At 45.6% G+C, this 21831-nt stretch carries 24 protein-coding genes; 10 read left to right on the top strand and 14 right to left on the bottom strand.

Annotated features, from left to right (window positions below):
• Positions 1 to 18: 18 nt before the first annotated feature.
• Positions 19 to 1872 (bottom strand): primosomal protein N', encoded by a 1854-nt coding sequence (locus C6H00_RS00900; RefSeq protein WP_104749174.1) that lies wholly within the window; start codon positions 1870 to 1872, stop codon positions 19 to 21.
• 60 nt (positions 1873 to 1932) lie between these two features.
• Between C6H00_RS00900 and uvrB the strand changes: the two genes are divergently transcribed.
• The 6 genes from uvrB (at position 1933) to C6H00_RS00870 (ending at position 5668) form a co-directional block, all read left to right on the top strand.
• Complete coding sequence (gene uvrB, locus C6H00_RS00895; protein WP_104749173.1) at positions 1933 to 3903, top strand: excinuclease ABC subunit UvrB; 1971 nt, start codon at positions 1933 to 1935, stop codon at positions 3901 to 3903.
• Positions 3904 to 3907: 4 nt separating this feature from the next.
• Positions 3908 to 4165 (top strand): iron transporter, encoded by a 258-nt coding sequence (locus tag C6H00_RS00890; RefSeq protein WP_104749236.1) that lies wholly within the window; start codon positions 3908 to 3910, stop codon positions 4163 to 4165.
• Positions 4166 to 4192: 27 nt separating this feature from the next.
• Entirely contained in the window at positions 4193 to 4534 is a 342-nt protein-coding gene (locus tag C6H00_RS00885; protein ID WP_104749172.1) for an iron transporter, read from the top strand.
• Positions 4535 to 4571: 37 nt separating this feature from the next.
• Positions 4572 to 4994 (top strand): hypothetical protein, encoded by a 423-nt coding sequence (locus C6H00_RS00880; RefSeq protein ID WP_104749171.1) that lies wholly within the window; start codon positions 4572 to 4574, stop codon positions 4992 to 4994.
• 168 nt (positions 4995 to 5162) lie between these two features.
• Positions 5163 to 5468, top strand: coding sequence for a hypothetical protein (locus C6H00_RS00875; protein ID WP_104749170.1), 306 nt, complete (start codon positions 5163 to 5165; stop codon positions 5466 to 5468).
• The gene (locus C6H00_RS00870; protein WP_104749169.1) at positions 5465 to 5668 is read left to right on the top strand and encodes a hypothetical protein; all 204 of its coding nucleotides are present in this window, start codon (positions 5465 to 5467) and stop codon (positions 5666 to 5668) included. Before C6H00_RS00875 ends, C6H00_RS00870 begins: the two co-directional genes overlap by 4 nt.
• A 127-nt stretch (positions 5669 to 5795) precedes the next feature.
• On the opposite strand, the gene C6H00_RS08605 is transcribed toward C6H00_RS00870, so the two are convergent.
• The 3 genes from C6H00_RS08605 to groES form a co-directional block, all read right to left on the bottom strand.
• Positions 5796 to 5963: a hypothetical protein gene (locus tag C6H00_RS08605; RefSeq protein ID WP_199769132.1), complete on the bottom strand. Its 168-nt coding sequence runs from the start codon at positions 5961 to 5963 to the stop codon at positions 5796 to 5798.
• Between the two features lie 45 nt (positions 5964 to 6008).
• On the bottom strand, positions 6009 to 7655 hold the full coding sequence (groL, locus tag C6H00_RS00865; RefSeq protein WP_104749168.1) for a chaperonin GroEL: 1647 nt from the start codon (positions 7653 to 7655) through the stop codon (positions 6009 to 6011).
• Between the two features lie 65 nt (positions 7656 to 7720).
• Complete coding sequence (groES, locus tag C6H00_RS00860; protein ID WP_104749167.1) at positions 7721 to 8059, bottom strand: co-chaperone GroES; 339 nt, start codon at positions 8057 to 8059, stop codon at positions 7721 to 7723.
• A gap of 202 nt (positions 8060 to 8261) precedes the next feature.
• Here groES and dnaG point away from each other — a divergent pair, with 202 nt between their 5' ends.
• The 4 genes from dnaG (at position 8262) to C6H00_RS00840 (ending at position 12342) form a co-directional block, all read left to right on the top strand.
• Entirely contained in the window at positions 8262 to 9941 is a 1680-nt protein-coding gene (dnaG, locus tag C6H00_RS00855; RefSeq protein ID WP_104749166.1) for a DNA primase, read from the top strand.
• On the top strand, positions 9919 to 10977 hold the full coding sequence (locus tag C6H00_RS00850) for a 7-cyano-7-deazaguanine synthase (RefSeq protein WP_104749165.1): 1059 nt from the start codon (positions 9919 to 9921) through the stop codon (positions 10975 to 10977). Before dnaG ends, C6H00_RS00850 begins: the two co-directional genes overlap by 23 nt.
• A 33-nt stretch (positions 10978 to 11010) precedes the next feature.
• Entirely contained in the window at positions 11011 to 11859 is an 849-nt protein-coding gene (locus C6H00_RS00845) for a DUF5718 family protein (RefSeq protein ID WP_104749164.1), read from the top strand.
• 120 nt (positions 11860 to 11979) lie between these two features.
• Entirely contained in the window at positions 11980 to 12342 is a 363-nt protein-coding gene (locus C6H00_RS00840) for a serine protease (protein ID WP_104749163.1), read from the top strand.
• Here the strand turns inward: C6H00_RS00840 and selD are convergent.
• Genes selD through C6H00_RS00790 form a run of 10 tightly spaced genes read right to left on the bottom strand, consistent with a single transcriptional unit; the run spans position 12339 to position 21817 of the window.
• Complete coding sequence (gene selD / locus C6H00_RS00835; RefSeq protein WP_104749162.1) at positions 12339 to 13298, bottom strand: selenide, water dikinase SelD; 960 nt, start codon at positions 13296 to 13298, stop codon at positions 12339 to 12341. The genes C6H00_RS00840 and selD overlap by 4 nt on opposite strands.
• A 55-nt stretch (positions 13299 to 13353) precedes the next feature.
• Entirely contained in the window at positions 13354 to 13869 is a 516-nt protein-coding gene (gene cysE, locus C6H00_RS00830) for a serine O-acetyltransferase (RefSeq protein ID WP_104749161.1), read from the bottom strand.
• Positions 13850 to 14773, bottom strand: coding sequence for a cysteine synthase A (gene cysK, locus C6H00_RS00825; RefSeq protein ID WP_104749160.1), 924 nt, complete (start codon positions 14771 to 14773; stop codon positions 13850 to 13852). The genes cysE and cysK overlap by 20 nt, the downstream gene beginning before the upstream one ends.
• Positions 14774 to 14784: 11 nt before the next feature.
• Positions 14785 to 15633, bottom strand: a complete 849-nt coding sequence (locus C6H00_RS00820; protein WP_104749159.1) for an aldo/keto reductase — start codon at positions 15631 to 15633, stop codon at positions 14785 to 14787.
• Positions 15634 to 15668: 35 nt separating this feature from the next.
• A complete protein-coding gene (locus C6H00_RS00815; RefSeq protein WP_104749158.1) occupies positions 15669 to 16808 on the bottom strand; it encodes a sigma-54-dependent transcriptional regulator in 1140 nt (379 codons plus the stop codon).
• 1 nt (position 16809) lies between these two features.
• A complete protein-coding gene (locus C6H00_RS00810; protein ID WP_233704340.1) occupies positions 16810 to 17286 on the bottom strand; it encodes a hypothetical protein in 477 nt (158 codons plus the stop codon).
• Complete coding sequence (gene gyrA / locus C6H00_RS00805) at positions 17240 to 19654, bottom strand: DNA gyrase subunit A (protein ID WP_104749234.1); 2415 nt, start codon at positions 19652 to 19654, stop codon at positions 17240 to 17242. The genes C6H00_RS00810 and gyrA overlap by 47 nt, the downstream gene beginning before the upstream one ends.
• Before the next feature lie 8 nt (positions 19655 to 19662).
• Positions 19663 to 20001, bottom strand: coding sequence for a diacylglycerol kinase (locus C6H00_RS00800; protein ID WP_104749157.1), 339 nt, complete (start codon positions 19999 to 20001; stop codon positions 19663 to 19665).
• Complete coding sequence (locus tag C6H00_RS00795; RefSeq protein ID WP_233704339.1) at positions 19998 to 20837, bottom strand: hypothetical protein; 840 nt, start codon at positions 20835 to 20837, stop codon at positions 19998 to 20000. Before C6H00_RS00795 ends, C6H00_RS00800 begins: the two co-directional genes overlap by 4 nt.
• Positions 20834 to 21817, bottom strand: coding sequence for a lipid A deacylase LpxR family protein (locus tag C6H00_RS00790; protein WP_104749155.1), 984 nt, complete (start codon positions 21815 to 21817; stop codon positions 20834 to 20836). Before C6H00_RS00790 ends, C6H00_RS00795 begins: the two co-directional genes overlap by 4 nt.
• Positions 21818 to 21831 lie beyond the last annotated feature (14 nt).

The following is a 21831-nucleotide window of genomic DNA, read 5'->3' as shown; positions in this document are numbered from 1 at the left end:
AGTTTCGCTTAAAACAAGCTAAATCCCCGGGTCGATTTCGATTTTAAAGGTGAGGGGATGTTCTTTAAGATGGTGTAAAATCTGCAAAAGATTTTTTGTAGAAGCCGCGCTTAAGAGAATTTCATAGCGGTATTTCCCCGCCACCTTGAGCACCTGCGCTTGACCACTCCCCAAGATTTCCACTTCTTTAATATTTTCAAATAGGTTTTGCAAAACATTTAAGATAGTCTGCATGTCCTCTTGGGCTTTTTCTTGATTTGTAGCACTAAATTCAAGTCGTGCTAAACGCCTAAAAGGGGGGAAAACCTGCATGCGTGCGTGGAGCTCATCTTTTAAAAAGAGTTCATAATCCCCGACATAGTTTTCTAAAAAACTTCGGTTATGCGATTGAATAAGCACTCTGCCATGTTCTTTGCGCGCGCTACGCCCAGCAATTTGGCACATCAAGCCCACCCCCTGCTCAAAGCTTGCATAACTTCCATTATGCAACACTTCATCTAGCCCTAAAATAACCACTAGATTCACCTTAGGATAATCATGCCCCTTAGAAATCATCTGCGTGCCAATCAAAATATCTATTTTATGCGCGTTAAAAGCCTCTAAAATACTTTGGATTTGTTTGTTAGTATGAGTGTGGTCCTTGTCTAAAATACCAATACGCGCTTGGGGCAATAACGCTTCTAACTCTTTTTTACACTGCTGTGTGCCCATGCGTTTGCCCTGCAAAGAATCGCACTGACAACTAGGGCAAACTTTAGGGATATTCTCTTGGTGTTGGCAGTAGTGGCAACGCATGCACCGATCTTTGAGGTGCAAACTCATATTCACACTACAAAAGGGGCAACGCACCCCCTGCCCACACACCTGACACAAGAGCTTTTTAAAATGCGCGCGAGTGGGCAGAAAAATCATGCTCTGTTGTTGAGTAGCCAAAGTGTCTTGCAAAGCCCCCAAAATAGTAGGACTAAGCGCAGTTGCGCCTTCATCAAAGATCACTTCTTGGTTAGAACCATGAAAACGCCCCCTAAGGCGCACAAGACTTTGGCTTTTTTGTGCCACATAATAGCTTCTTATGCTGGGTGTTGCCGAGCCTAGCAAGGTTTGGATAGGCATTTTTTGAGCTAGATATAAACTTAGATCACGGGCGTTATAAAAGGGGGTTTGGTTGGCTTTGTAGGCTTGATCATGCTCTTCATCTACAATCAATAATCCCAAGTGCGCCATAGGTAAGAATAATGCGCTTCGAGTGCCCACCACCACGCGCACCTCTTGGGTGTAGAGTTTTTCTAAAAGACTCTTCTTTTGGGCAGGATTAAGCTTGCTATGCCACAACCCCACCTGTGTTCCAAAGCTTTTTAAAAGTGTTTGATAAATTTGAGGAGCTAAGGCAATTTCAGGCACTAATACCAACATGCCTAAAGATTGTTGCAATTTATGGGCAATGAGATGGGCGTAAATATGTGTCTTGCCACTGCCTGTATCTCCAAAGAGCAAGGCACTTTGAAGGGAAATAATTTTATCGTATGCAATTTGCTGTGCAGAGCTAAGGGGCTCAAGCTTGGGAGTTATGCAAGATGGCGCGGGCACATACCCAGTTTTAAAGGGTTGAAACAGGGGCGCGATCACGCCTATTGGGGCACAATAGTAATGGGCGATAAAGTGCAATAAAAGCATTTGGTGCGTGTTGAAATACGCCTCTGTGGGTTTGGCTTGCTTGCAAGCAAAATTAGGTTCATCGCACGCTCTCAACACCATCCCCTGAACAAACCGCCGTTGTAGGGGGATTTTAACCAACGCGCCTACCTCTAAGCTTTCTTGACTTTCATAGGTTAGGGGTTTGGTTTTGGCAAAGGGGGCAATGGTGTAAAACAGGGTAAGCCTTGTGCGTTTTTAACTATTATAGCTGTGCTATGATTAGAAAAAAGAGAGATGATGCCAAGTTTTCAATTACATGCTCCCTATGCCATGAGTTTGGAGCAAGAAAAAGTCGTGCAAACTTTAAGTAAAGGGGTAAAGCAAGGGGCGCGTTACCAAACTTTAATCGGGGTTACAGGCTCTGGCAAGACCTTTAGCATGGCCAATTTGATCGCGCGCTTGCAAATGCCTACTTTGATCATGAGTCATAATAAAACCCTCTGCGCCCAGCTTTACAGCGAGTTTAAAGGCTTTTTCCCCAAAAACCATGTCGAATACTTTATCTCCCACTTTGATTACTACCAGCCCGAGTCCTACATCCCCAGACGCGATCTCTTCATTGAAAAGGACAGCTCGATCAATGAGGATTTAGAACGCCTGCGCTTGAGCGCGGTAACTTCTTTGCTGAGTTATGAGGATGTGATTGTGGTCGCTAGTGTGTCGGCTAATTATGGGCTGGGCAACCCTGCTGAGTATTTGAGCATGCTAGAAAAAATCCAAGTGGGGCAAGTGCGCCCTTATAAGCAATTCTTGCTTAAGCTAGTAGAAATGGGTTATTGTCGCCAAGAAATCTTAGAGCGGGGTAAATTTAGGGTGGTGGGGGAATGTGTGGATATTTTCCCCGCTTACAATGATGAAAACTTTATCCGTGTAGAGTTTTTTGGCGATGAGATCGAGCGCATCACTAGCATGGACGCGCTAGAAAACACCCCTATAAAGCAACTAAACTCTTACCCCCTCTATGCAGCAAATGCCTTTATTGTGGGTCCGGAGCGTTTGCAACAAGCCATTAGAGATATTGAGCAAGAATTACAGGCACGCCTAAGCTTTTTCAAACAAGCCCAAAAGCCCCTAGAGTATGAGCGCCTCAAAACCCGCACCGAATTTGACTTAGAAATGATTAGTGCCACGGGCATTTGTAAGGGCATTGAAAATTACGCGCGCCACTTCACGGGCAAACAAGAGGGGGAGACTCCCTATACTTTGATGGATTACTTTGCCCAAAAGCAACGCCCCTTTTTGGTGATTGTAGATGAGTCGCATGTGAGTTTGCCCCAATTTAAGGGCATGTATGCCGGGGATTTGAGCCGTAAGCAAGTCTTGGTAGATTATGGCTTTAGATTGCCCTGCGCACTGGATAATCGCCCGCTTAAATACGAAGAGTTTATCACCAAACCCCCCCATTTTCTCTTTGTCTCAGCCACCCCTAACCCCCTAGAGTTAGAACTCTCACAAGGGCATATCGCTGAACAGATTATCCGCCCTACCGGCTTATTAGACCCTGAATACGAAGTGCGCCCTATTGCTAACCAAGTGCGGGATTTATTTGAGAGCATTAAAGAGGTGGTGAGCAGACATGAGCGCGTGCTGGTTACCACCTTGACTAAGCGCATGGCAGAGGAGCTATGCAAGCACTATTTAGAATGGGGCTTGAGGGTGCAGTATCTGCATAGCGATATTGATGCGATTGAGCGAAACCACTTGATTCGCTCTTTAAGATTAGGGGAATTTGATGTGCTCATTGGGATCAACTTGTTAAGAGAGGGGTTAGATTTGCCTGAAGTCTCTTTAGTGGCGATCTTGGATGCGGATAAAGAGGGGTTTTTGCGCAGTGAAACCAGCTTGATTCAAACGATGGGGCGCGCCGCGCGGCATGTGCGTGGTAAGGTGATCTTTTATGCCGATAAAATCACAGCAAGCATGCAAAAAGCGATGCAAATTAGCGATGAGAGACGGGCCAAACAAAAAGCCTTTAACTTAGAACATGGCATTGAGCCTAAGAGTGTGCAAAGGCATGTTGAAGCAGAGTTGATCGATAGCCTGCCTGCAAAGCCCAAACGCTCCAAAGCCCTAGAAAAAATGCCTAAGAGTGAAAAGGATCGCTTAATCAAAACTTTAAGGGCGCAAATGCAACAACGCGCTAAGGTGTTGGACTTTGAAGAGGCGGCAAGACTACGCGATGAGATCGCACGGATTAGAGGGTTGTAGATTGGTGAAAAAAACTTTATTAGGGCTGGTGTTGGTGTTAATGCCTTTCTTCACGGCGTGTATGTGTTTTGGAATGATCGCAACATTGGAGGATTATGGTTGCCATACCAATGTTTTGGAATTTATCAGCGTAGCGGTGCTGGGCGTGTTGTCTTTTTTACCCATTAGGGAGATTTACAAATATACAGGCTGGTCTAATGCTTGTTTAACGAGTGCGGGCATTAATGGGTGGGTGGTGCTGTTCTGCCTTATGCTGACATAGCACTCCATGTACAAAAAAAGGTTGATGATGAAAACTAAAAAAGTGCTCTTAGGGCTGATATTGGTATTAATGCCACTCTTCACTGCGTGTATGTGCATTGGGATAATCGCAATATCGTTTGATTATACTTGCACTGATGGGGTTTTGGGAAATATAGCCTCAATGGGCGTATGGGTGTTGTATGGGCTGTCTTTTTTACCTATTAGAGAGATTTATAAATACACAGGTTGGCGTGATGCCTGTGTGCTGAGTGGGATTGTTAATGCTGTGGGCATATTCTCTCCTATAATGGTTATATTCTATCCTATAATTGTATTCCCTCCTATAATATTATTAATATTATTATCAATAATATCAATAATATTTTGATGGCACTCCATATAAAATTACATTAAAAAGGTGAGTGATGAAAACTAAACAAGTGTTTTTAGGGCTAGTGTTGGGGTTGATCCCCATTTTGGCGTTTGGGGCGTGCTTATTTGCCGGGTGGCAACTTGTGAATGCCTGCCATTCTCACTTAGCAGTTTTAAGCCAAGTGCCCCTAGGCGCGCTGTTTCTTTTGTTAGTTTTTGGGATTTACAAGCGCACGGGCTGGGCTTTTGGCTGTAAAATGAGCGGGATTTTCACCTTATTAGTGGTGCTGAGTGGGTTTTTTGTGGGGCTTGGGCGTTGGGATCGCCCTTGCTATGCAGAGCGGTGCGTGTGTGAGGGGATGTGTTATGAGAGCCCTTGTCTTACAGACCCTGTAAAGGATAAAGATAGTTGTATCGGAAAGTATTGTCCTGAGTGTTTGGGGCGCGCTACTACTGGGGCGCCCCTACATAGGTAGGTTGCCCGACTAAGATATTTTAGGAGCTATGAAAAAGACTAGGGCGTTTTGCTTGGGGGCGGTATTGGTGTTGATGCCTTTTGTCACTTTTGTGGCGTGTTTTGTCTTTAGCGTGGGGGTTTTTATAAAGTCATTGAGCAAAATCTTAAAGAACTCTTTTGGCAAGAGTTGCAAGGCGAGTTTTTAAGTGCGTGGGTAGGCCAAAGAGTGGATCAGGAATTGCAAAAAATAGAAGCCTTTGAGAGATTTAAGATTATGGAATTTGAAGCCCAATTATACTTAAGCTCCTTATTGCACGCTAACGCAATTAAAATGTTACAGGATGAAGTGATGCTTTTAGAGCGTAACAAAGTGGAGCAACAGCAATTTTATTTAGACATGGCCTATCAACTGCAAAGACGCGCCTACTTAAAAAAACACGGGTTTGACTTTGAGACTAAGGGGCATTCTAAAATGTATAAGGTGGATTTATGAGTTTAACTGGTGAAACTTTGCAAACTATCAAACAACAAGCCAAAGAAATCGCACAAAATGTCAGCGAACAAGTCAAGCAAACAGGAGTAGGCCCGGCTCTAAATCTAGGGGCACAACCCCCCCAAGAAGAGCCACAACAAAAAGACTTATCTAAATATCTTGTAGACATCCCCACTCCTGAACAAACCCCCCCCAACTAAAAAAGAAACTTCTACAGGTATTAAAGACTTAGATGAGAAAATCGCTAATAAAAATCTAACTCTGTATGATTATTATTTGGCCAAAAAATACGGCGGGATTGATCTAGGCATGCATGTCAACGGCACGCTAGAGGGGCTTGACCCTTTTTATATTTGTGGGCATGTGTTCTAAAATAAAACCCACTGCCAAAGATTTACCCCCTCCATAGCGCAAAGGGCTTTTGGTGTAGCGTTTGTAGCGCAACTTTTGAGAGCGCAGATTTTCTAAAAATAGAGATTTTTTAGCCGAATACATAGTTAGAAAATTCCCCCCCTTGCCCCCTCCAAAGGTTAGGCTAGGCTACATCATCCCGCCCATGCCACCCATACCGCCCATGCCACCCATATCAGGCATTGCAGGAGCTGGCTTATCTTCTTTCACTTCGTGCACGGTAGCCTCTGTAGTCAAGAGCAAGCTAGACACAGATACGGCATTTTGCAAAGCGATGCGCGCTACTTTAAGAGGATCAATAATGCCCGCTTTAAACATGTCCACATATTCGCCATTACTCGCGTTAAAGCCAAAATGCGCTTCTTTGTGTTTTTCCACTTCATTGACTACCACGCCACGATCATAACCTGCATTGGCCGCAATTTGGGCAAGTGGAGCTTTGATGGCGCGTTTGATAATTTCATAACCCACTTTTTCATCTTCATGCAATTCTAAATGCACTTTTTGAGCCGCACGAATGAGAGCCGCACCTCCACCGATCACAATGCCTTCTTCAACAGCAGCTTTTGTAGCAGATAAAGCGTCATCTACGCGATCTTTTTTCTCTTTCATTTCCACTTCAGAAGCCGCGCCCACTTTGATCACCGCCACGCCACCGCTAAGTTTGGCTAGGCGTTCTTGGAGTTTTTCCTTGTCATAGTCGCTAGTGGTGGATTCGATTTGGGTTTTGATTTGGGCGATGCGATCTTTTACATCGTGGGCTTTGCCTTTGCCATCTACAATCGTGGTGTTGTCTTTATCAATCACAATGCGTTTAGCCACACCTAAATCGCTCACATCAGCATTTTCTAAGGTTTTGCCCAGCTCTTCAGAGATCACTTGTCCACCTGTAAGAATGGCGATGTCTTTAAGCATCTCTTTGCGGCGATCGCCAAAACCGGGGGCTTTGACCGCAGCCACATTGAGCACACCCCTTAGTTTGTTCACTACCAAAGTTGTTAGGGCTTCGCCTTCGATATCCTCAGCGATGATCAACAGGGGTTTGCCCTCTTTCATGGTGCGCTCGAGTAAGGGTAAAATGTCCTTCATGCTAGAGATTTTCTTATCAGTGAGCAGAATATAAGCGTTTTCTAGCTGAGTGGTCATTTTTTCTGCATTAGTTACAAAGTAAGGAGAGAGGTAGCCGCGATCAAATTGCATGCCCTCAACCACATCGAGTTCATCCTCAATCCCCTTAGCTTCTTCAACGGTGATCACGCCATCTTTGCCTACTTTTTCCATTGCATCGGCAATGAGTTTTCCAATTTTTTCATCAGAATTAGCTGAGATGGTAGCCACTTGTGTAATTTCCTCTTTACCGCCCACTTTTTTGCTAGATTTTTTCAATTCAGCAATGATGGCTTCGCTGGCTTTATCCATACCGCGTTTAACTTCAATGGGGTTTGCTCCAGCAGTGATGTTGCGTAGTCCCTCTTTAAAAATGCTGTAAGCTAGAACGGTGGCAGTGGTGGTGCCATCACCTGCAGCATCAGCAGTTTTACTAGCTACTTCTTTAACTAGCTGTGCGCCCATATTGGCCACAGGGCAGGCTAGCTCGATTTCCTTAGCCACGCTCACGCCATCTTTGGTAATGCTAGGTGCGCCATAGCTTTTTTGAATAAGCACATTACGCCCTCTTGGACCCATTGTAACTTTGACCGCGTCATGGAGTTGTTTCACGCCCTCAAAAAGCTTATTGCGTGCGTTGTCTGAAAATTTGATTTCCTTAGTTGCCATTATCTGTCCTTTTTTGAATGTTGTTATAAATGTTGGGGCACGCAAAAAAGCGCGCCAAGGTTAAATTAGTGGCTGTGGCAGCAGTCGCCCTCATGTTTATGATTGTCTTTGTGTTTTTCATGCCCATGACAGCAAGAATCCACCACACCTAGCACATCTTCAAGCTCTAAAACCATAAATTCCTTGCCACCCAAAACGATTTCTGTGCCTTTGTATTTGCCAAAAGCCACCACATCGCCTTCTTTGAGGCATTTACAGCCTTCGCTGATTTTATGACTAACAGCTTTTACCACGCCCATTTGAGGCTTTTCTTTGGCATTGTCGGGAATGATGATCCCAGAAGCTGTCTTTTTTTCTTCCTCTAGTCTTTCAACTAGCACTCTTTCGCCTAATGGTTTAAACATTCGCTTCTCCTCATGCAAAAATTAGCACTTAAAAAATTTAAGTGCCACGATATTAGCAAAAATTTTCCCATAAGTCAAGACTTAGCCCCTATCTAAAATATTTTACTAAGAAAAGTTGATATATAAAGACTAAAGTTTTTTATATTTTAATTTGTCAATTATCTTTTTTGACAAATAAGTCCAACTTAGTTACTATGTTTCCATGATCACTCAAGAATCCTTAGAACAACTCAAGCAGGTCGCTGACATTGTGGAAGTGGTACAACATTATTTGGAGCTTAAGCGGGCGGGAAATCTCTATGTCGCCATTTGCCCCTTTCACAATGAAAAAAGCCCCAGTTTCACCATTAACCCCATGCGCAATAGCTTTAAATGCTTTGGTTGTGGCAAAGCGGGCAATGCGATCACCTTTGTTATGGAATATGAAAAACTGGATTTTGTAGAGGCAACTAAAAAGCTAGCTAGCATGTTCTCTGTGCCCCTAGAGTTCACCACGCCTCAACAAAAAAACCCCCAAGAGCTCGACCTCTTAGAGGAAATTACACGCTATTATGAGGGCTTACTCGAGCACCACAAGGGCGCACAAGAATATTTAGTCTCTAGGGGGTTGAGTCTTGAGAGCATACGGCAATTCCGTTTGGGTTTTTGTGTAGGATCGCGCGTATTAGAGTATGTCCAGCGCGCGAAGTTGGATAAAAAAGCCCTTTTAGAATTAGGGGTTTTGGGACAGGACGAACAAGGGCACATATACGCGCGTTTTGCCAAAAGATTGATCTTTCCCATCCATAGCCCCAATGGCAAAATTGTAGGCTTTGGAGGGCGTGTGATTGAGGAGGGGAATATAGCAAAGTATATTAATTCTCCTCAAAGCGCGCTGTTTAATAAGTCTAAATTGCTCTATGGTTATTTTCAGGCGCGCCAAAATATTGCCAAGAGCCAACAACTCATCTTGACAGAGGGCTATTTAGATGTGATCTTGCTCCACCAAGCCGGCTTTAAGAACGCGGTCGCCACTTTAGGCACGGCTTTAACCGAACAGCATTTGCCCTTGCTAGAACGCTTTGGCCCAGATATTATTTTAGGCTATGATGGGGATAAGGCTGGGCGTGCTGCCGCGCTTAAGGGAGCTAGAATGCTCGCTACGGCTAACCGCTTAGGGGGCGTGGTGCTCTTTGAAAATGGGCTAGACCCAGCAGATTTAATCGCACAAGGACAAGTGCAAAGTATGGGCGCGCTTTTGAACAAACCGACCCCCTTTGCCGAACATGTGATACGCGCAATTTATGAAAGCATCGATCGTCTTGACCCCTTGTTTAAGCAAAAAGCTCTACAAGAAATGCTGGATTTTACACAGACTCTTCCCCCATTATTACAGGCGGATTATCGTGATACAATCGCCCGCCTTTTAAACATACCACCTAGTCTTGTGCCTATGATGCGCTATAAAAAAACCCCCTCTTCCAAATGGGAAAGCATACCAAAACCTCAGCAAAACGAATCCAGATATATAGCAGAAGCTTTAATCCTCAAGTATTTACTAAACGATGCATCGTTGCTAGAGCGCGTGCGTCCCTTTTTGACAACAACGCTTTTTAAGGTGCTAAATTATGAATTATTAGCCTTGTTGGCAGGTAGACGCGAAGATCCTAAATTGCTCAACATTCTTTTAGATTCGAGACTACCTATGCACCAACACGGGTTTAAAGAGGAATTTATCGAATTTTTACTCATGTGTTATAAAGAACAACGCCAACAGATCAACACCTTGTATTCAAATTTGGACGCTAAGGAGCGCATGCAAATGTTTATGGATTTGGGTGTTAAAATAAAACAACTGCGAGATAGAAAAGGAGAATATTATGAAAGCCTTAGCGTTATTTAGCGGGGGACTGGATAGCTTGTTATCCATGCACCTTGTCGCCTCGCAAGGGGTTGAAGTGATCGCTCTGCATTTTAATATCGGGTTTGGGAGCAATAAGGACAAAAGGGAATATTTAGAGAAAGCCAGTGCACAGGTGGGGGCACAAATCCTTTTTTGTGATATTCAAGAGCAGTTTTTTGAGGAGGTGCTCTTTAAACCTCAATATGGCTATGGCAAATACTTTAATCCCTGCATTGATTGCCATGCCAACATGTTTAGGCAGGCTTTTTACAAACTTCTAGAAGTCCAAGCAGATTTTGTGATCAGTGGGGAGGTGCTCGGTCAGCGTCCCAAGAGTCAGCGCAAAGAGGCACTAGGACAGGTGCAAAAACTCGTACGCGGCTTTGGGGCTGAAGCGTGTTTTGACTCCCTTTTAGATAGAGAGGGCAAGAACCCTCACAAGCCTCAGTTTTTAGACGAGCTCTTATTAAGACCGATGAGCGCGCAACTGCTAGAACCTAGTTTTGCTGAAAAACAAGGTTGGGTAGATCGTTCTAAACTTTGGGATGTGCAGGGGCGTAGCCGTGTGCGCCAATTAGCTAAGATTAAAGAACTGGGCTTAGAACATTATGAAAACCCTAGCGGGGGCTGTTTGCTCACTGATACCAATGTGAGTGCTAAACTTAAGGATTTACAAGCCCACCGCCAGCGCACCCAGCAAGAAATGGTGGTGCAAGATAATTTGTTGGTGAAAGTGGGGCGTTATTTGGTAGTGGGAGGGACGCGTTGTGTGGTGGCGCGCAATGAGGGAGAAAACGCCAAGCTAGATATACAACATCCCCTTATGGATCGCATTGAACTTTTAGACTGCAAAGGGCCTTTAGGGCTGGTAGAAAAGCGTGCTAGCACACAAGAAAAACACTTGGCAGCACGTATTGTGCTAGGCTATGGCAAGAGCGCGTCAGATACGCTTTATCGCGTACAGGTAGGCGATGTCTTGCTACATGTCAGTCCTTTGCACAAAGAGGAGGCACAAAAATATCTTTTCATGGGTTAAGAACAGGTATAATTCCAGGATGAGGAGCTAGAGATGGAAGAATTTATCGGTTTAGGAGTTGTGGGCAATTTTGCAAGGCATTTAGAGCAAGCAGGAGAAATCCACACCTTTATTAATATGAAACATGTTGAGAAAGACGCGCCTAAGGGCTTATTCCCTTTTTATTTACCCCATGACGGCGGATATTTGGGGCGTTACTGCATTGACAACCAATACATCATTTTGCCTCCCGAAATGGTGAATTTGCATGTTCAAGCCGAGCCAGAGATCGCCCTAGAATGCGAGCTCATCTATGACAAAGAAGGTTTTGTGGAGAATATCGTCCCTAGCCATTTTATGGCATTTAATGATACCTCTATCCGCAATCTTAGGGCAAAAAAACTCTCTGAAAAGAAGAATTTTTCTAAAGGGTCTAAGGGCATGGGGGAAAAACTGCTCATCGATCGCTTTGTCTATGGGGGCGTGTGTAATGATTACTCCATTGCCTCTTTTCTGACTAGAGATGGAGAAACCCATGTTTATGGGGAAAATTCTAAACTAGTTAAGTACGAGTATTTCTATGACAAGCTCATTAGCTGGATGGTAGAAATGCTCAACACTCAAAAGGACAGCGGAAGTTTACAGGATTTGCAAGAACTCTTGCGCTCTCAGCGTTTAAACTCGAAATGTTTAATCACCATTGGGGCAACTCCCTACATGCCCTATGCCCAAGAGCATTTTCTCCAACCCGGGGACATCATCAGCATCATCACCTATAACCACCGCCGCTATAGCTTTGAGAAAATTTACGAAGTGGTGTCTACCAACCAGTTGGGCAAGGCTCGCCTACAAGCAGTGTCCTATGTCCAACAGGAGGTTGTTTTGGAAAATCGTTCTCTTTAAATATCTTGCGAATAGAAATTCTAGTAGCACCAAAATGCTACTTGTGAACATTCTTTAAGGTTGTACAGACTTACTCTAGGTTATTATTGTGGTTATTATTTTTGTAAACAGGTAGTAAACATGGATATTAAAGAAAGTGTAAATCCTCAACAAGAATTCAATAAACTCAAACAAGAGTACTGGCAACAGGAGAGTGTTTACGCGCTCTATCTCAAAGAGAGCAAGCGTAGTCTCTATGGTTGCCGTGATATTGCCACCCGCCATCAGTTTTTTGTAAATCGCATGCATGCCTATAAACCCTTGAGCGATATTTACTTGCGTCTGCGGGAGTTTTCTAAACGGCACAAGATCGCCATGCACCAGATTCGAGAATCCTTTGAGAAGTTTCGCCGTACTTACAACAACACTCTAACCTCCATTAGGCGTTATGAAGTTAAAATCCAAAAAATCAAAGAGGGTAAATCCCCCTCAGATTGGGATTAAAAGAGGTCGATTTCAAAAGCGTGTTTGGACACGCAGGCCCCGATCATGTGTGCCTCTATGCCCACATCCTGCAGGGCATGCAGGCACTCTAGTGCCTCTTTAGTGTTGAGCGCGACTAAAAGTCCTCCAGAGGTTTGTGCGTCATAAAAAAGAATGTCGGGCAAATTGGTTTGAGAGCGTACGCGCGCTTGCAACGCCTTTTTATTGGCAACACTCCCCCCTGGATACACCCCCTGCATGGCTAACTCAACTACCCCCTCAAAAAAGGGGATTGCGCCCGTGTTGATCTCAAGAGAGATATCGGCATTGAGCATGGTGTATAAATGCCCGATGAGTCCAAAGCCGGTAACATCCGTGCAGGCGTGCACACCAAAATCTTGCAAAATTTGCATAGCTTTTAAACTTAAAGTCGCCATGCTAGCGATGGCTTGAGGCGCGCTTTTAATGAGCTTACGCTTGAGCGCAGTGGTAAGGATTCCACTGCCTAAGGGCTTGGTTAAAAGGAGCGCATCCCCCACCTGCGCGCCATCATTGCGCCATAAAGATTTTTGCACGATCCCGCTCACACTCAGGCCGTATTTTTGCTCTACATCGCTCAAGCTATGCCCGCCTAAAAGAGGGCAGGCGCATTCATTGAGTTTATCTAGCGATCCTTGCATGATCGCGCGCACGCTTTGCAAACTGACATGTTCTTGATCCCATGCCAAGATGCTTAAGGCACTAATAGGGCGCGCGCCTTTGGCAAAAATGTCGCTGAGCGCGTTTGCCGTGGCGATCTGTCCATAGGTGTAGGGATCATCCACCACAGGGGGGATGAGATCCACACTCTGTACTATAATCGAGCCTCCTAGTTGCAGAGCTCCGCAATCATCTTGATCGCTAAAATCTAAAAGTACATTCTCTACGCGTGGTTGGGTGAGATGGGTGCTAATTTGTTTGAGGTCCTCCAGACCCACTTTCGCCGCTCAACCTGCACAACGCACAAATTGGGTTAATTCTTCTCCCAAAAGTCTAATTCTCCTTGATAATGGTTTTAGCTTTGTTGCCCACTGCAGTCGCCCCGCTGGGCAGATCGGCCACTACAACCGCATTGGCTCCGATCTTGACATCATCCCCAATAGTAATCGCGCCTAGCACCTTAGCCCCTGCGCCCACCACCACGCGATTTCCCAAAGTGGGATGGCGTTTACCCTTGATCTTGCCCGTGCCTCCCAAAGTTACTCCATGGTAGATCGTAACGTCATCACCTATTTGAGTGGTTTCTCCAATGACCACGCCCATGCCATGATCGATAAAAAGCCCGCGCCCAATTTGCGCTCCGGGGTGGATTTCAATTCCGGTAAGAAAGCGGGAAAATTGGGAGAGGGCGCGCGCAAAAAAATAAAAACCCCTTTTGTGCAGGGCATGGGCTAGGCGGTGCAAGAGCAAGGCATGCACGCCCGGATAGAGCAGTAAAACCTCCCATTTATTGCGTGCGGCCGGGTCTTGTTGGAGGGCGCGCTCTAGGCTATAATCCAAATCCAGCATTAAAAAGCCCGGTGGAGATGTATTTTTCTCCGCCATCAGGGGCGATGGCTAGCACGCATTTTCCCTTGCCCAAGTGGCGCGCCACCTGCAATCCAGCAAAAATGGCCGCCCCTGAGGAGATGCCCACTAAAATTCCCTCTTTCTGTCCAAAAAGCTTAGCCGTGTGAATCGCGTCTTTTTCATCCACAGCAATCACCTCATCAACCACGCTTTTATCGTAATTGCTTGGCACAAAACCCACACCAATACCCTGAATTTTATGCGGGCTATGCGCGCCCCCGCTCAAAATAGGCGATTGAGCGGGTTCTACAGCGATGATCTTAGCGGGGTGATTTTGCTCTTTAAACTTACGCCCCACGCCCGCAATTGTGCCTCCTGTACCCACACCCAAAACCAACGCATCCACATGGGGCAAATCTTTTAAAATTTCCTCTGCAGTGGTGTTGTAGTGTTTTTGTGGGTTAGCGGGGTTTTCAAACTGCTGGGGGATAAAATGCCCCGGAGTTGCTCCTATCTCTAAGGCTTTATCGATCGCCCCCTTAGTGCCCAACGCGCCCGGCGTTAAAATGAGCTCCGCTCCATAGGCGCAAATCAACTCACGCCTCTCAACGCTCATCGTCTCTGGCATAACAATGATCACTTTATAACCCTTGAGTAAACCCATCAGAGCCAGCGCAATTCCAGTGTTTCCGCTAGTGGGCTCAACGATGGTCATCCCGGTTTTGAGTCGCCCCTCTTTTTCAGCCTGTTCGATCATGCCCAAAGCGGCGCGATCTTTCACACTTCCCCCCGGGTTAAACTTCTCTAACTTCACAAACAAATCTGCCATGCCCTTTTCTAAAAGATGGCTGGTTTTTAAAATGGGAGTATGGCCAATGAGCTCTAGGGCATTCTGGTAGATCATGGGACTTCCTTTTAAAAATTGCAGGGGAGAGTTTGCAGATACGCCAAGCCTTGCGGGTTGCGGTGATCAAAAAAGACGCTTTGGGCGCGATCAAGGCTGGCAATTTTTGCTAAATCCTGATCGTCCAAACTAAAATCAAAAATGCATGCATTTTCTTTAATGCGCTCTATATGTGCGGACTTGAACAACGCCACAACGCCCCTTTGGACAAGCCAGCGCAAGATCACTTGGGCGACACTCTTGGCGTGTTTGCGCGCAATTTCTGCTAAAATTGGATTTTCAAACACCTCTTTATTACCTTGTGCAAAGGGCGACCACGCTTGAGGCTGAACATGGTGTTTTTGCATAAATTCTTGTTCTGGAACGCGTTGGTAAAAGGGGTTGATTTCTATTTGGTTGATAGCAGGAATCACAGCATTAAAGGCGATCAAATCAGCCAAACGATCGGGATAAAAATTACTCACCCCCACAGAGCGGATTTTGCCCTCTGCATGCAAGGCTTCAAGGGCGCGGTAAGTCCCATAATAATCATTAAAGGGCTGGTGTACCAAGACCAAGTCTAAATACTCTAAATCCATGCGTTTTAGCGAGCTCTCTACAGAGGCTTTAGCTTTTTGCTCCCCAGCATTGCTAAACCACACTTTAGTAGTAACGAAAATCTCTTCACGAGGAACGCTGGTTTTATTGAGCGCACGCCCTACGCCCGCCTCATTGCCATACATCTGTGCAGTGTCAATTAAGCGATAACCCAAGTCTAGCGCTTCTAACACCACTTTTTCGCACGCTTCATTAGGGATCTGAAAGACTCCAAGCCCTAAAATAGGCATTTCAATCTGGTTGTTTAAACTCACATATTCCATGTTGCACTCCTTCCCCTAAAATTAGCACAGAAAAGCTAACTTCTCTCTAAAAAGAGATCCTTTTCGCTAATTTGCTCCCCTTCGCTAAGAATGGCCGCGCGCTCCACCACAGAGAGCAATTCGCGGATATTCCCATGCCATGTGTAATTTAGCATGCATTCTTGTGCGCCCTTGCTAAAATTTTTTGCGCCCAAATTATAGGCGCACAACACCTCTTGTAATTTCCACTCCGCTAAGGGTAGAATCTCTTCTTTGCGCTCTCTAAGCGGGGGGATTTTGAGCGGAATGGTGTGCAGGCGAAAAAATAAATCCTCTCTAAATTCTTTGGTGTTGATCTTCTCTTGAATATTGGTATTAGTCGCAGCTATAAAGCGCACATCAATCTTAATAGGTTTATGGCTACCTAGTCTAGTGATTTCTTTTTCTTGAATCGCCCTTAAAAGCTTGCTTTGGAGTTTTAAGGGCATTTCGCTAATTTCATCTAAAAACACGCTTCCCTTATGCGCGCTCTCAAACAAGCCCGCTTTAGCAGCTGTTGCGTCCGTGAATGCCCCTTTTTCATAGCCAAATAACTCGGATTCTAAAAGATGTTCAGGGATAGCCGCCATGTTGATCGCCACAAAGGGCGCGCCCTTGCGCTTAGAGTTTTCATGGATAAAGTGGGCAAAGACTTCCTTACCCACCCCGCTAGGGCCTTGTAAAAACACGCTCGCGTCTGTAGCGGCCGCCTTGAGGGCTTGTTTTTGCACCGCCTCTAGGGCTGGTGAAGTGGCGATAAAAAATTCTTTTTTGCGCGCCTTATTCACCGGATGGACTTTGTGAAATTCTAAGACTTTTTTACTGCGATAAATAGACTCTAAAAGCAATTCAGGTTTAAAAGGCTTTTGAAAAAAGTCTTTGACTCCTAAGCGAATGGACTCAATGGCTTTATTGAGTGTGGCGTTCCCCGTGATCACAATGGCTTCATAACGCCCCTCTAGTTTTCTTAAAAACTCCAGTCCGTCCATTTGGGGCATATTAATGTCCGTGATAATGAGCTCAAAACTCTCATCTAGGGCTTTGAGCGCGTCCTTAGGGCTTTTGAAAGCGACCACTTCTAAATCCTCTTGATCGCTAAAAAAGAGTTCTAAGCTCTTGCGCATGTTGATGTCATCTTCTACAATGGCAATTTTCATGCTATCTCCTCGTATAAATTTCAAGCACCAGTAAACCCCCCTCTAAGTGCGCCTTCAGGGGCGTACTCATGCGCAAGGTGGCGCGGTTTTGATTTTGCATAGCGGTGTTTAGATCGTTGCTCTCAATAGAAACCTCGCTTTTATATAGACAATCTAGCACCTCTTCTTTATGCTTTTTGATCAAAATTTCCAGCTCATAGGGTTCTTGCTCTTTACTGAGCTCTAGGGAGGGGGCGTTGATATGGCAGGTGTAAGTGTGTGTGTGGGGGTGGGCTTTAAGAGCTCTAGCCAGTCCAAAGGACTCATGGGTGGCAACCCCATTGCGCACCTGCATGGCATAAGAGATCACAAACTCCTGCGCGTGTAAAGTTACGCAGAGGGCCAAAAAAGCCCCCTTTTTGGCCAGCGCGCTCACAAAATCGCGCCCTGCGTTATTGCCCCTCTTCTTTAGGGCATGCGCTTGCATAAACCACCTCATCGCTCTCCACTTGTACCAACTTAACCCCGCTGGCATTGCGCCCGGTCTCACGGATCGTCTCCATAGGCATGCGAATCATCTTCCCACTCTTGGTAAGCAACATCAAATCCTGCTCCTCCTCTACGCTCACAATCCCCACCAAGTTGCCCGTTTTAGGGGTGATCTTCATCCCAATCACGCCCAAACCGCCCCGTCCCTGCGCGCGATAAGCCCCTGCTAGGGTTTGCTTGCCTATGCCCTTAGAGCTCACACTTAGTAATCTTTGTTCATCTGAGCTCACACCCCCTGCGCCAATCACAAAATCTCCCTCCCTTAAGCGCATGCCAATCACCCCCCTAGCCACGCGCCCCATTTCGCGCACGCTCTCCAAATTAAAGCGGATACACATGCCCTTAGAGCTCGCCATAAAAAGTTCTTGTATGCTAGAATCGATGATTTTAGCGGTGACTAGCGCGTCATCTTCATCCAGGATAATAGCGCGTACCCCTCCGCGAATACGCCCAAAGGCGCTAAGTTCAGTGCGCTTGACCATGCCTTTTTTGGTGAAAAAGACCAAAGATTTGTCCGCATCAAAATCCTTTGTAGAAATGGTCGCGCGGATACTCTCCCCGGGCTGCAAATCTATAAGATTGACCAGTGCGCGCCCGATCGCATTGCGCCCCATTTCGGGGATTTTATACACCTTGAGCCAGTGCAGTTGTCCAGTGTTAGTGATGAAAAGAATGATGTCATGGGTGCTGGCAATAAAGAAAGATTCAATAAAATCGTCCTCATGGGTGTTGCCTCCCATTTTGCCCTTGCCCCCGCGCCTTTGCTGTTCATATACCTTTAAAGGTACGCGCTTCACATAGCCCTTATGGCTAATGGTTACAACCATGTCCTCATGGGCGATCAAATCCTCAATGCCAATGCCTTCATAGTCCTCTTCAATTTGGGTTTTACGCGGGACGCTAAACTTTTCTTTCACTTCTAAAAGCTCTTCTTTAATCAAGGCGTTGAGCTTATCTGCATTCTGTAAAATCCCCTCTAAGAGCGCGATTTTTTCCACTAATTGAGCATGTTCTTGCTGGATTTTTTCTTGTTCTAAGCCTGTGAGGCGTTGTAAGCGCATTTCTAAGATCGCCCTGCTCTGTTCCTCACTCAAAGCATGCGCTTGCATGAGCAAATCCTTAGCCCCCAGCGCGTCCGCGCTCCCCTTAATGAGGGCAATGATCGCCTCGCTATGTTGTAGGGCGATTTGCAACCCCTCTAAGATATGCGCGCGCGCTTTGGCTTTCTCTAGTTCAAAAATGGTGCGCCGAATGACCACACTTTTACGATGCACTAAAAAGAGTTTGAGCAGTTCTAAGAGGTTGAAAATACGCGGTTCTTTATTATAAATCGCTAGCAAGATAATACTAAAAGTGATCTCCATATTGCTAGACTTGTAAAGATGGTTGAGCACAATTTCAGAATACGCGTCTTTTTTCAGCTCAATGACCACGCGTACCCCTTCTCTATCGGATTCATCGCGCACTTCGGCGATCCCCTCCACAATCTTATCTTTAGCTAAAACGCTGATCTGTTCGACCAATTTGGCCTTATTGACCTGATAGGGAATTTCCTCAATAATGATGCTTTCGCGGTTGTTATGATTTTCTACCCGACTTTTGGCGCGCACTTTAATGCGTCCGCGCCCGGTTTTATACGCTTCTAAAATCCCTGCCTTGCCATAGACCACACCCCCAGTAGGAAAATCTGGTCCCTGCACAATGTCTACTAGATCGATCAACTCTGCTTGAGGGTTTTCCAGCACACAGATGAGCGCATCAATGATTTCATCGGGACGATGGGGCGGGATAGAAGTCGCCATGCCCACAGCAATCCCACTAGAGCCATTAATGAGCAGATTAGGCAGACGGCTAGGTAGAATGTCTGGCTCTTTAAGGGTGTTATCATAGTTAGAAACAAAGTCGATGGTATCCTTGTCCAAATCCCTTAAAAGTTCCTCGCTAGGGGCAGCCATGCGCGCTTCAGTGTAGCGCATCGCAGCAGCATTATCCCCATCAATAGAGCCAAAATTGCCCTGCCCATCCACTAAGGGCAAGCGCATACTAAAATCTTGTGCCATGCGCACTAAAGCCTCATACACCGCGCTATCGCCATGGGGGTGGTATTTACCAATCACATCCCCCACAATGCGCGCGCTCTTTTTATAGGGCACTTTGGCGCTTAACCCCAGTTCATGCATGGCGTATAAAATGCGCCGATGCACGGGTTTTAGCCCATCTCTAGCATCAGGCAGAGCACGCCCCACAATCACGCTCATGGAGTAGTCTAAATAGCTCTCTTTTAAGGATTCTTCAATGCGGATGTCTTCAATGTGCAAAATTTCTCCTAAAATACAAAATAAGCCCCCCACACGATCCCAAAAAACACCAGTGCAATGAATTGGGCGGCACTGCCCATGTCTTTAGCCTTTTTGGCTAGGGGATGGATTTCTTCGCTGGTAAAATCTACAGCGTTTTCAATGGCACTATTTAACAATTCTACAACCACACATAAAAACCCGGGCAAAATCAAAAGCGCGAATTGCACAAAAGAGCGCGCACAAAAACTCGCCCCGACAAAACCCAAAAGAGCCAAAATCACCACCTGCCTAAAGCCCACTTCCTCTATCAAGGCAGCTTTGATCCCATCCCTAGAATAACGCCATGCTTGTAAAATGCGCTTCATGGGTGTACCTTTAAACTCAAGTGTGGAAGAAACTCCCATGGGTTATTAAAGGCATCAAGAGGCTTGAAAGCGGAGTCTTGGTTGTGCACGCTAAAGCCAAAATGATCTTTTTGCCCGCGCGCAAAAGCGTTAAAGGATTTGATGAGCTCTTGGGCGTGCGCAACCTCTTCTTGTAAGCCCGCTACCATCAAGCCCACAATCACCACACCCTGAAAAGACTTTTGAATCTGTTCTAGGGCTTTATCATAATCCTTAGGGTCTTTAAGATCACCGGATTCTTGTAAGAGAGGCAATAGGATCGCTTTAAAATCCTTGCTTTTTAGGTCCACATTGAGAGTGTTTACATGCACTTGCAACGCTTTTAGATTGTTAGTTTGTAAAAGGGCCTTGAGATTGAGGGGTTTTGTGGGGTCTTTCAAACGGGCAATGAGCCCCAAATTGTAATTGAGTTCCCCAGGGGCTTGGCATTGGCTTTGGGTATTGAGCACCTGATCTTTAAGCTGGAGATGAATAGTGCAATGCGCGCTTTTTGGAGTCCACTTTTTGGGGTTGTGGATGTGTTTGATGTCTAGGGTAAACTCCAAACCATCGCTTTTGACCTGGGCTAATTGCACCACAAGTGGCCCTAGCTTAGACTCTTGCACTCCCGCGCTCACACATTCAATGTGTTTAAAACCAGAGCACTCAAAGGGGGCGGCGTGGATATGAGGGGCTAGGTGATTGAGACTATCCTGCAGGGTTTGTTTAATATCATGGCTGAGTTTAAGCCCCACACCTAACAGACCTACTACCAATAACGCCCCGACAATTAAGGTAATCCGTACTAATTTTTTCAAAACGCAATGTCCAATTCTATACTCCCAATATTATGGTTTCGGGGTTGATCTCTAAAAGTTTTGCTCAAATCAATCGCGCTAAAGGAGAGTCGCGTACCCTTATAAGCGATAGCAATCCCAATCTCAGCGTTGTAAAGGAAATAGGGGAGGGTGGTGATCCCTCTGGTGGCAGGGCTATTGCCTTGTACAAAGACATCAAGGGGTTGGAATTTGCCCGTAGCCCCGGCAAAGACATACAAAGAAAATTGATCGCTTATGGGCATCCCCCCGCTAAAACCGGTGTTGATTTTATTAGGTCCAAAATCCACGCTCAAATTATAGCCCAAACGCAACATAGATCCTAGCTTAAAATCTGTAATAGCGTTACCCAAATCCATTCCCGCGCCTGCGAGCATGTCTATATCAAAAAAACGACTCTTGAGCAGGGGGATTTTTTGTAGCCAAGAGTAGTGCAACTCAAAGATAAATTCATTTTTGATTTGACTTCTCCAGCCTAAAAATTTAGGATCATGCGCCCAAGTGTGAATCAAGTTTTGAGTTTGCTCAGCTAGAGAACCCGGGCCCACCGCGCCTAGTGAAATCGCTAAAGTTTCTAAAGTGTGGATACTGCGTTGCAAGAGTCCTAATTGGGCGCGCAACCAGCCCCCATAGAGGTGATCGCCCTTGATAGGAGTTGTTGCAAAGCGATGGGCTAGGGTGGGGGTGTACATGTCTTGAGTGAGATAAAGAGTAAAACGGCTGACTTTAGGCTTTTTAATCTGCAAACTTAAATAGTCTAACCAAGCCATTTTAGAGTGGCTAAAGCCATACTCTTTACTAGCCCAGCCAATGCGTGTGCCTGCTGTGTAGTAGCGATCGATGTAGGGATTGATATAGGCATCGTTTTCACTGAGTAAATCAATGTATTGCCTCTTGTACGCGCTCATAGAAGCCGCATTTAAGCCAGACAACAAAAATAGCAGGGGGAGCAAACAACGCATGGATTCCATTATAG

Origin of the sequence: Helicobacter cynogastricus, from assembly GCF_900197855.1 — a bacterium.
GTDB lineage: Bacteria > Campylobacterota > Campylobacteria > Campylobacterales > Helicobacteraceae > Helicobacter > Helicobacter cynogastricus.
This window is presented reverse-complemented; position numbering and strand designations above follow the sequence as displayed.

Bases quoted from the DNA above. Each gene is read 5' to 3' on its own strand.
- uvrB (WP_104749173.1), top strand. From the start codon at position 1,933: ATGCCAAGTTTTCAATTACATGCTCCCTATGCCATGAGTTTGGAGCAA.
- C6H00_RS00885 (WP_104749172.1), top strand. From the start codon at position 4,193: ATGAAAACTAAAAAAGTGCTCTTAGGGCTGATATTGGTATTAATGCCA.
- C6H00_RS00880 (WP_104749171.1), top strand. From the start codon at position 4,572: ATGAAAACTAAACAAGTGTTTTTAGGGCTAGTGTTGGGGTTGATCCCC.
- C6H00_RS00870 (WP_104749169.1), top strand. From the start codon at position 5,465: ATGAGTTTAACTGGTGAAACTTTGCAAACTATCAAACAACAAGCCAAA.
- C6H00_RS08605 (WP_199769132.1), bottom strand. From the start codon at position 5,963: ATGTATTCGGCTAAAAAATCTCTATTTTTAGAAAATCTGCGCTCTCAA.
- groL (WP_104749168.1), bottom strand. From the start codon at position 7,655: ATGGCAACTAAGGAAATCAAATTTTCAGACAACGCACGCAATAAGCTT.
- groES (WP_104749167.1), bottom strand. From the start codon at position 8,059: ATGTTTAAACCATTAGGCGAAAGAGTGCTAGTTGAAAGACTAGAGGAA.
- dnaG (WP_104749166.1), top strand. From the start codon at position 8,262: ATGATCACTCAAGAATCCTTAGAACAACTCAAGCAGGTCGCTGACATT.
- C6H00_RS00850 (WP_104749165.1), top strand. From the start codon at position 9,919: ATGAAAGCCTTAGCGTTATTTAGCGGGGGACTGGATAGCTTGTTATCC.
- C6H00_RS00845 (WP_104749164.1), top strand. From the start codon at position 11,011: ATGGAAGAATTTATCGGTTTAGGAGTTGTGGGCAATTTTGCAAGGCAT.
- C6H00_RS00840 (WP_104749163.1), top strand. From the start codon at position 11,980: ATGGATATTAAAGAAAGTGTAAATCCTCAACAAGAATTCAATAAACTC.
- cysE (WP_104749161.1), bottom strand. From the start codon at position 13,869: ATGCTGGATTTGGATTATAGCCTAGAGCGCGCCCTCCAACAAGACCCG.
- cysK (WP_104749160.1), bottom strand. From the start codon at position 14,773: ATGATCTACCAGAATGCCCTAGAGCTCATTGGCCATACTCCCATTTTA.
- C6H00_RS00820 (WP_104749159.1), bottom strand. From the start codon at position 15,633: ATGGAATATGTGAGTTTAAACAACCAGATTGAAATGCCTATTTTAGGG.
- C6H00_RS00815 (WP_104749158.1), bottom strand. From the start codon at position 16,808: ATGAAAATTGCCATTGTAGAAGATGACATCAACATGCGCAAGAGCTTA.
- C6H00_RS00810 (WP_233704340.1), bottom strand. From the start codon at position 17,286: ATGAGGTGGTTTATGCAAGCGCATGCCCTAAAGAAGAGGGGCAATAAC.
- C6H00_RS00800 (WP_104749157.1), bottom strand. From the start codon at position 20,001: ATGAAGCGCATTTTACAAGCATGGCGTTATTCTAGGGATGGGATCAAA.
- C6H00_RS00790 (WP_104749155.1), bottom strand. From the start codon at position 21,817: ATGCGTTGTTTGCTCCCCCTGCTATTTTTGTTGTCTGGCTTAAATGCG.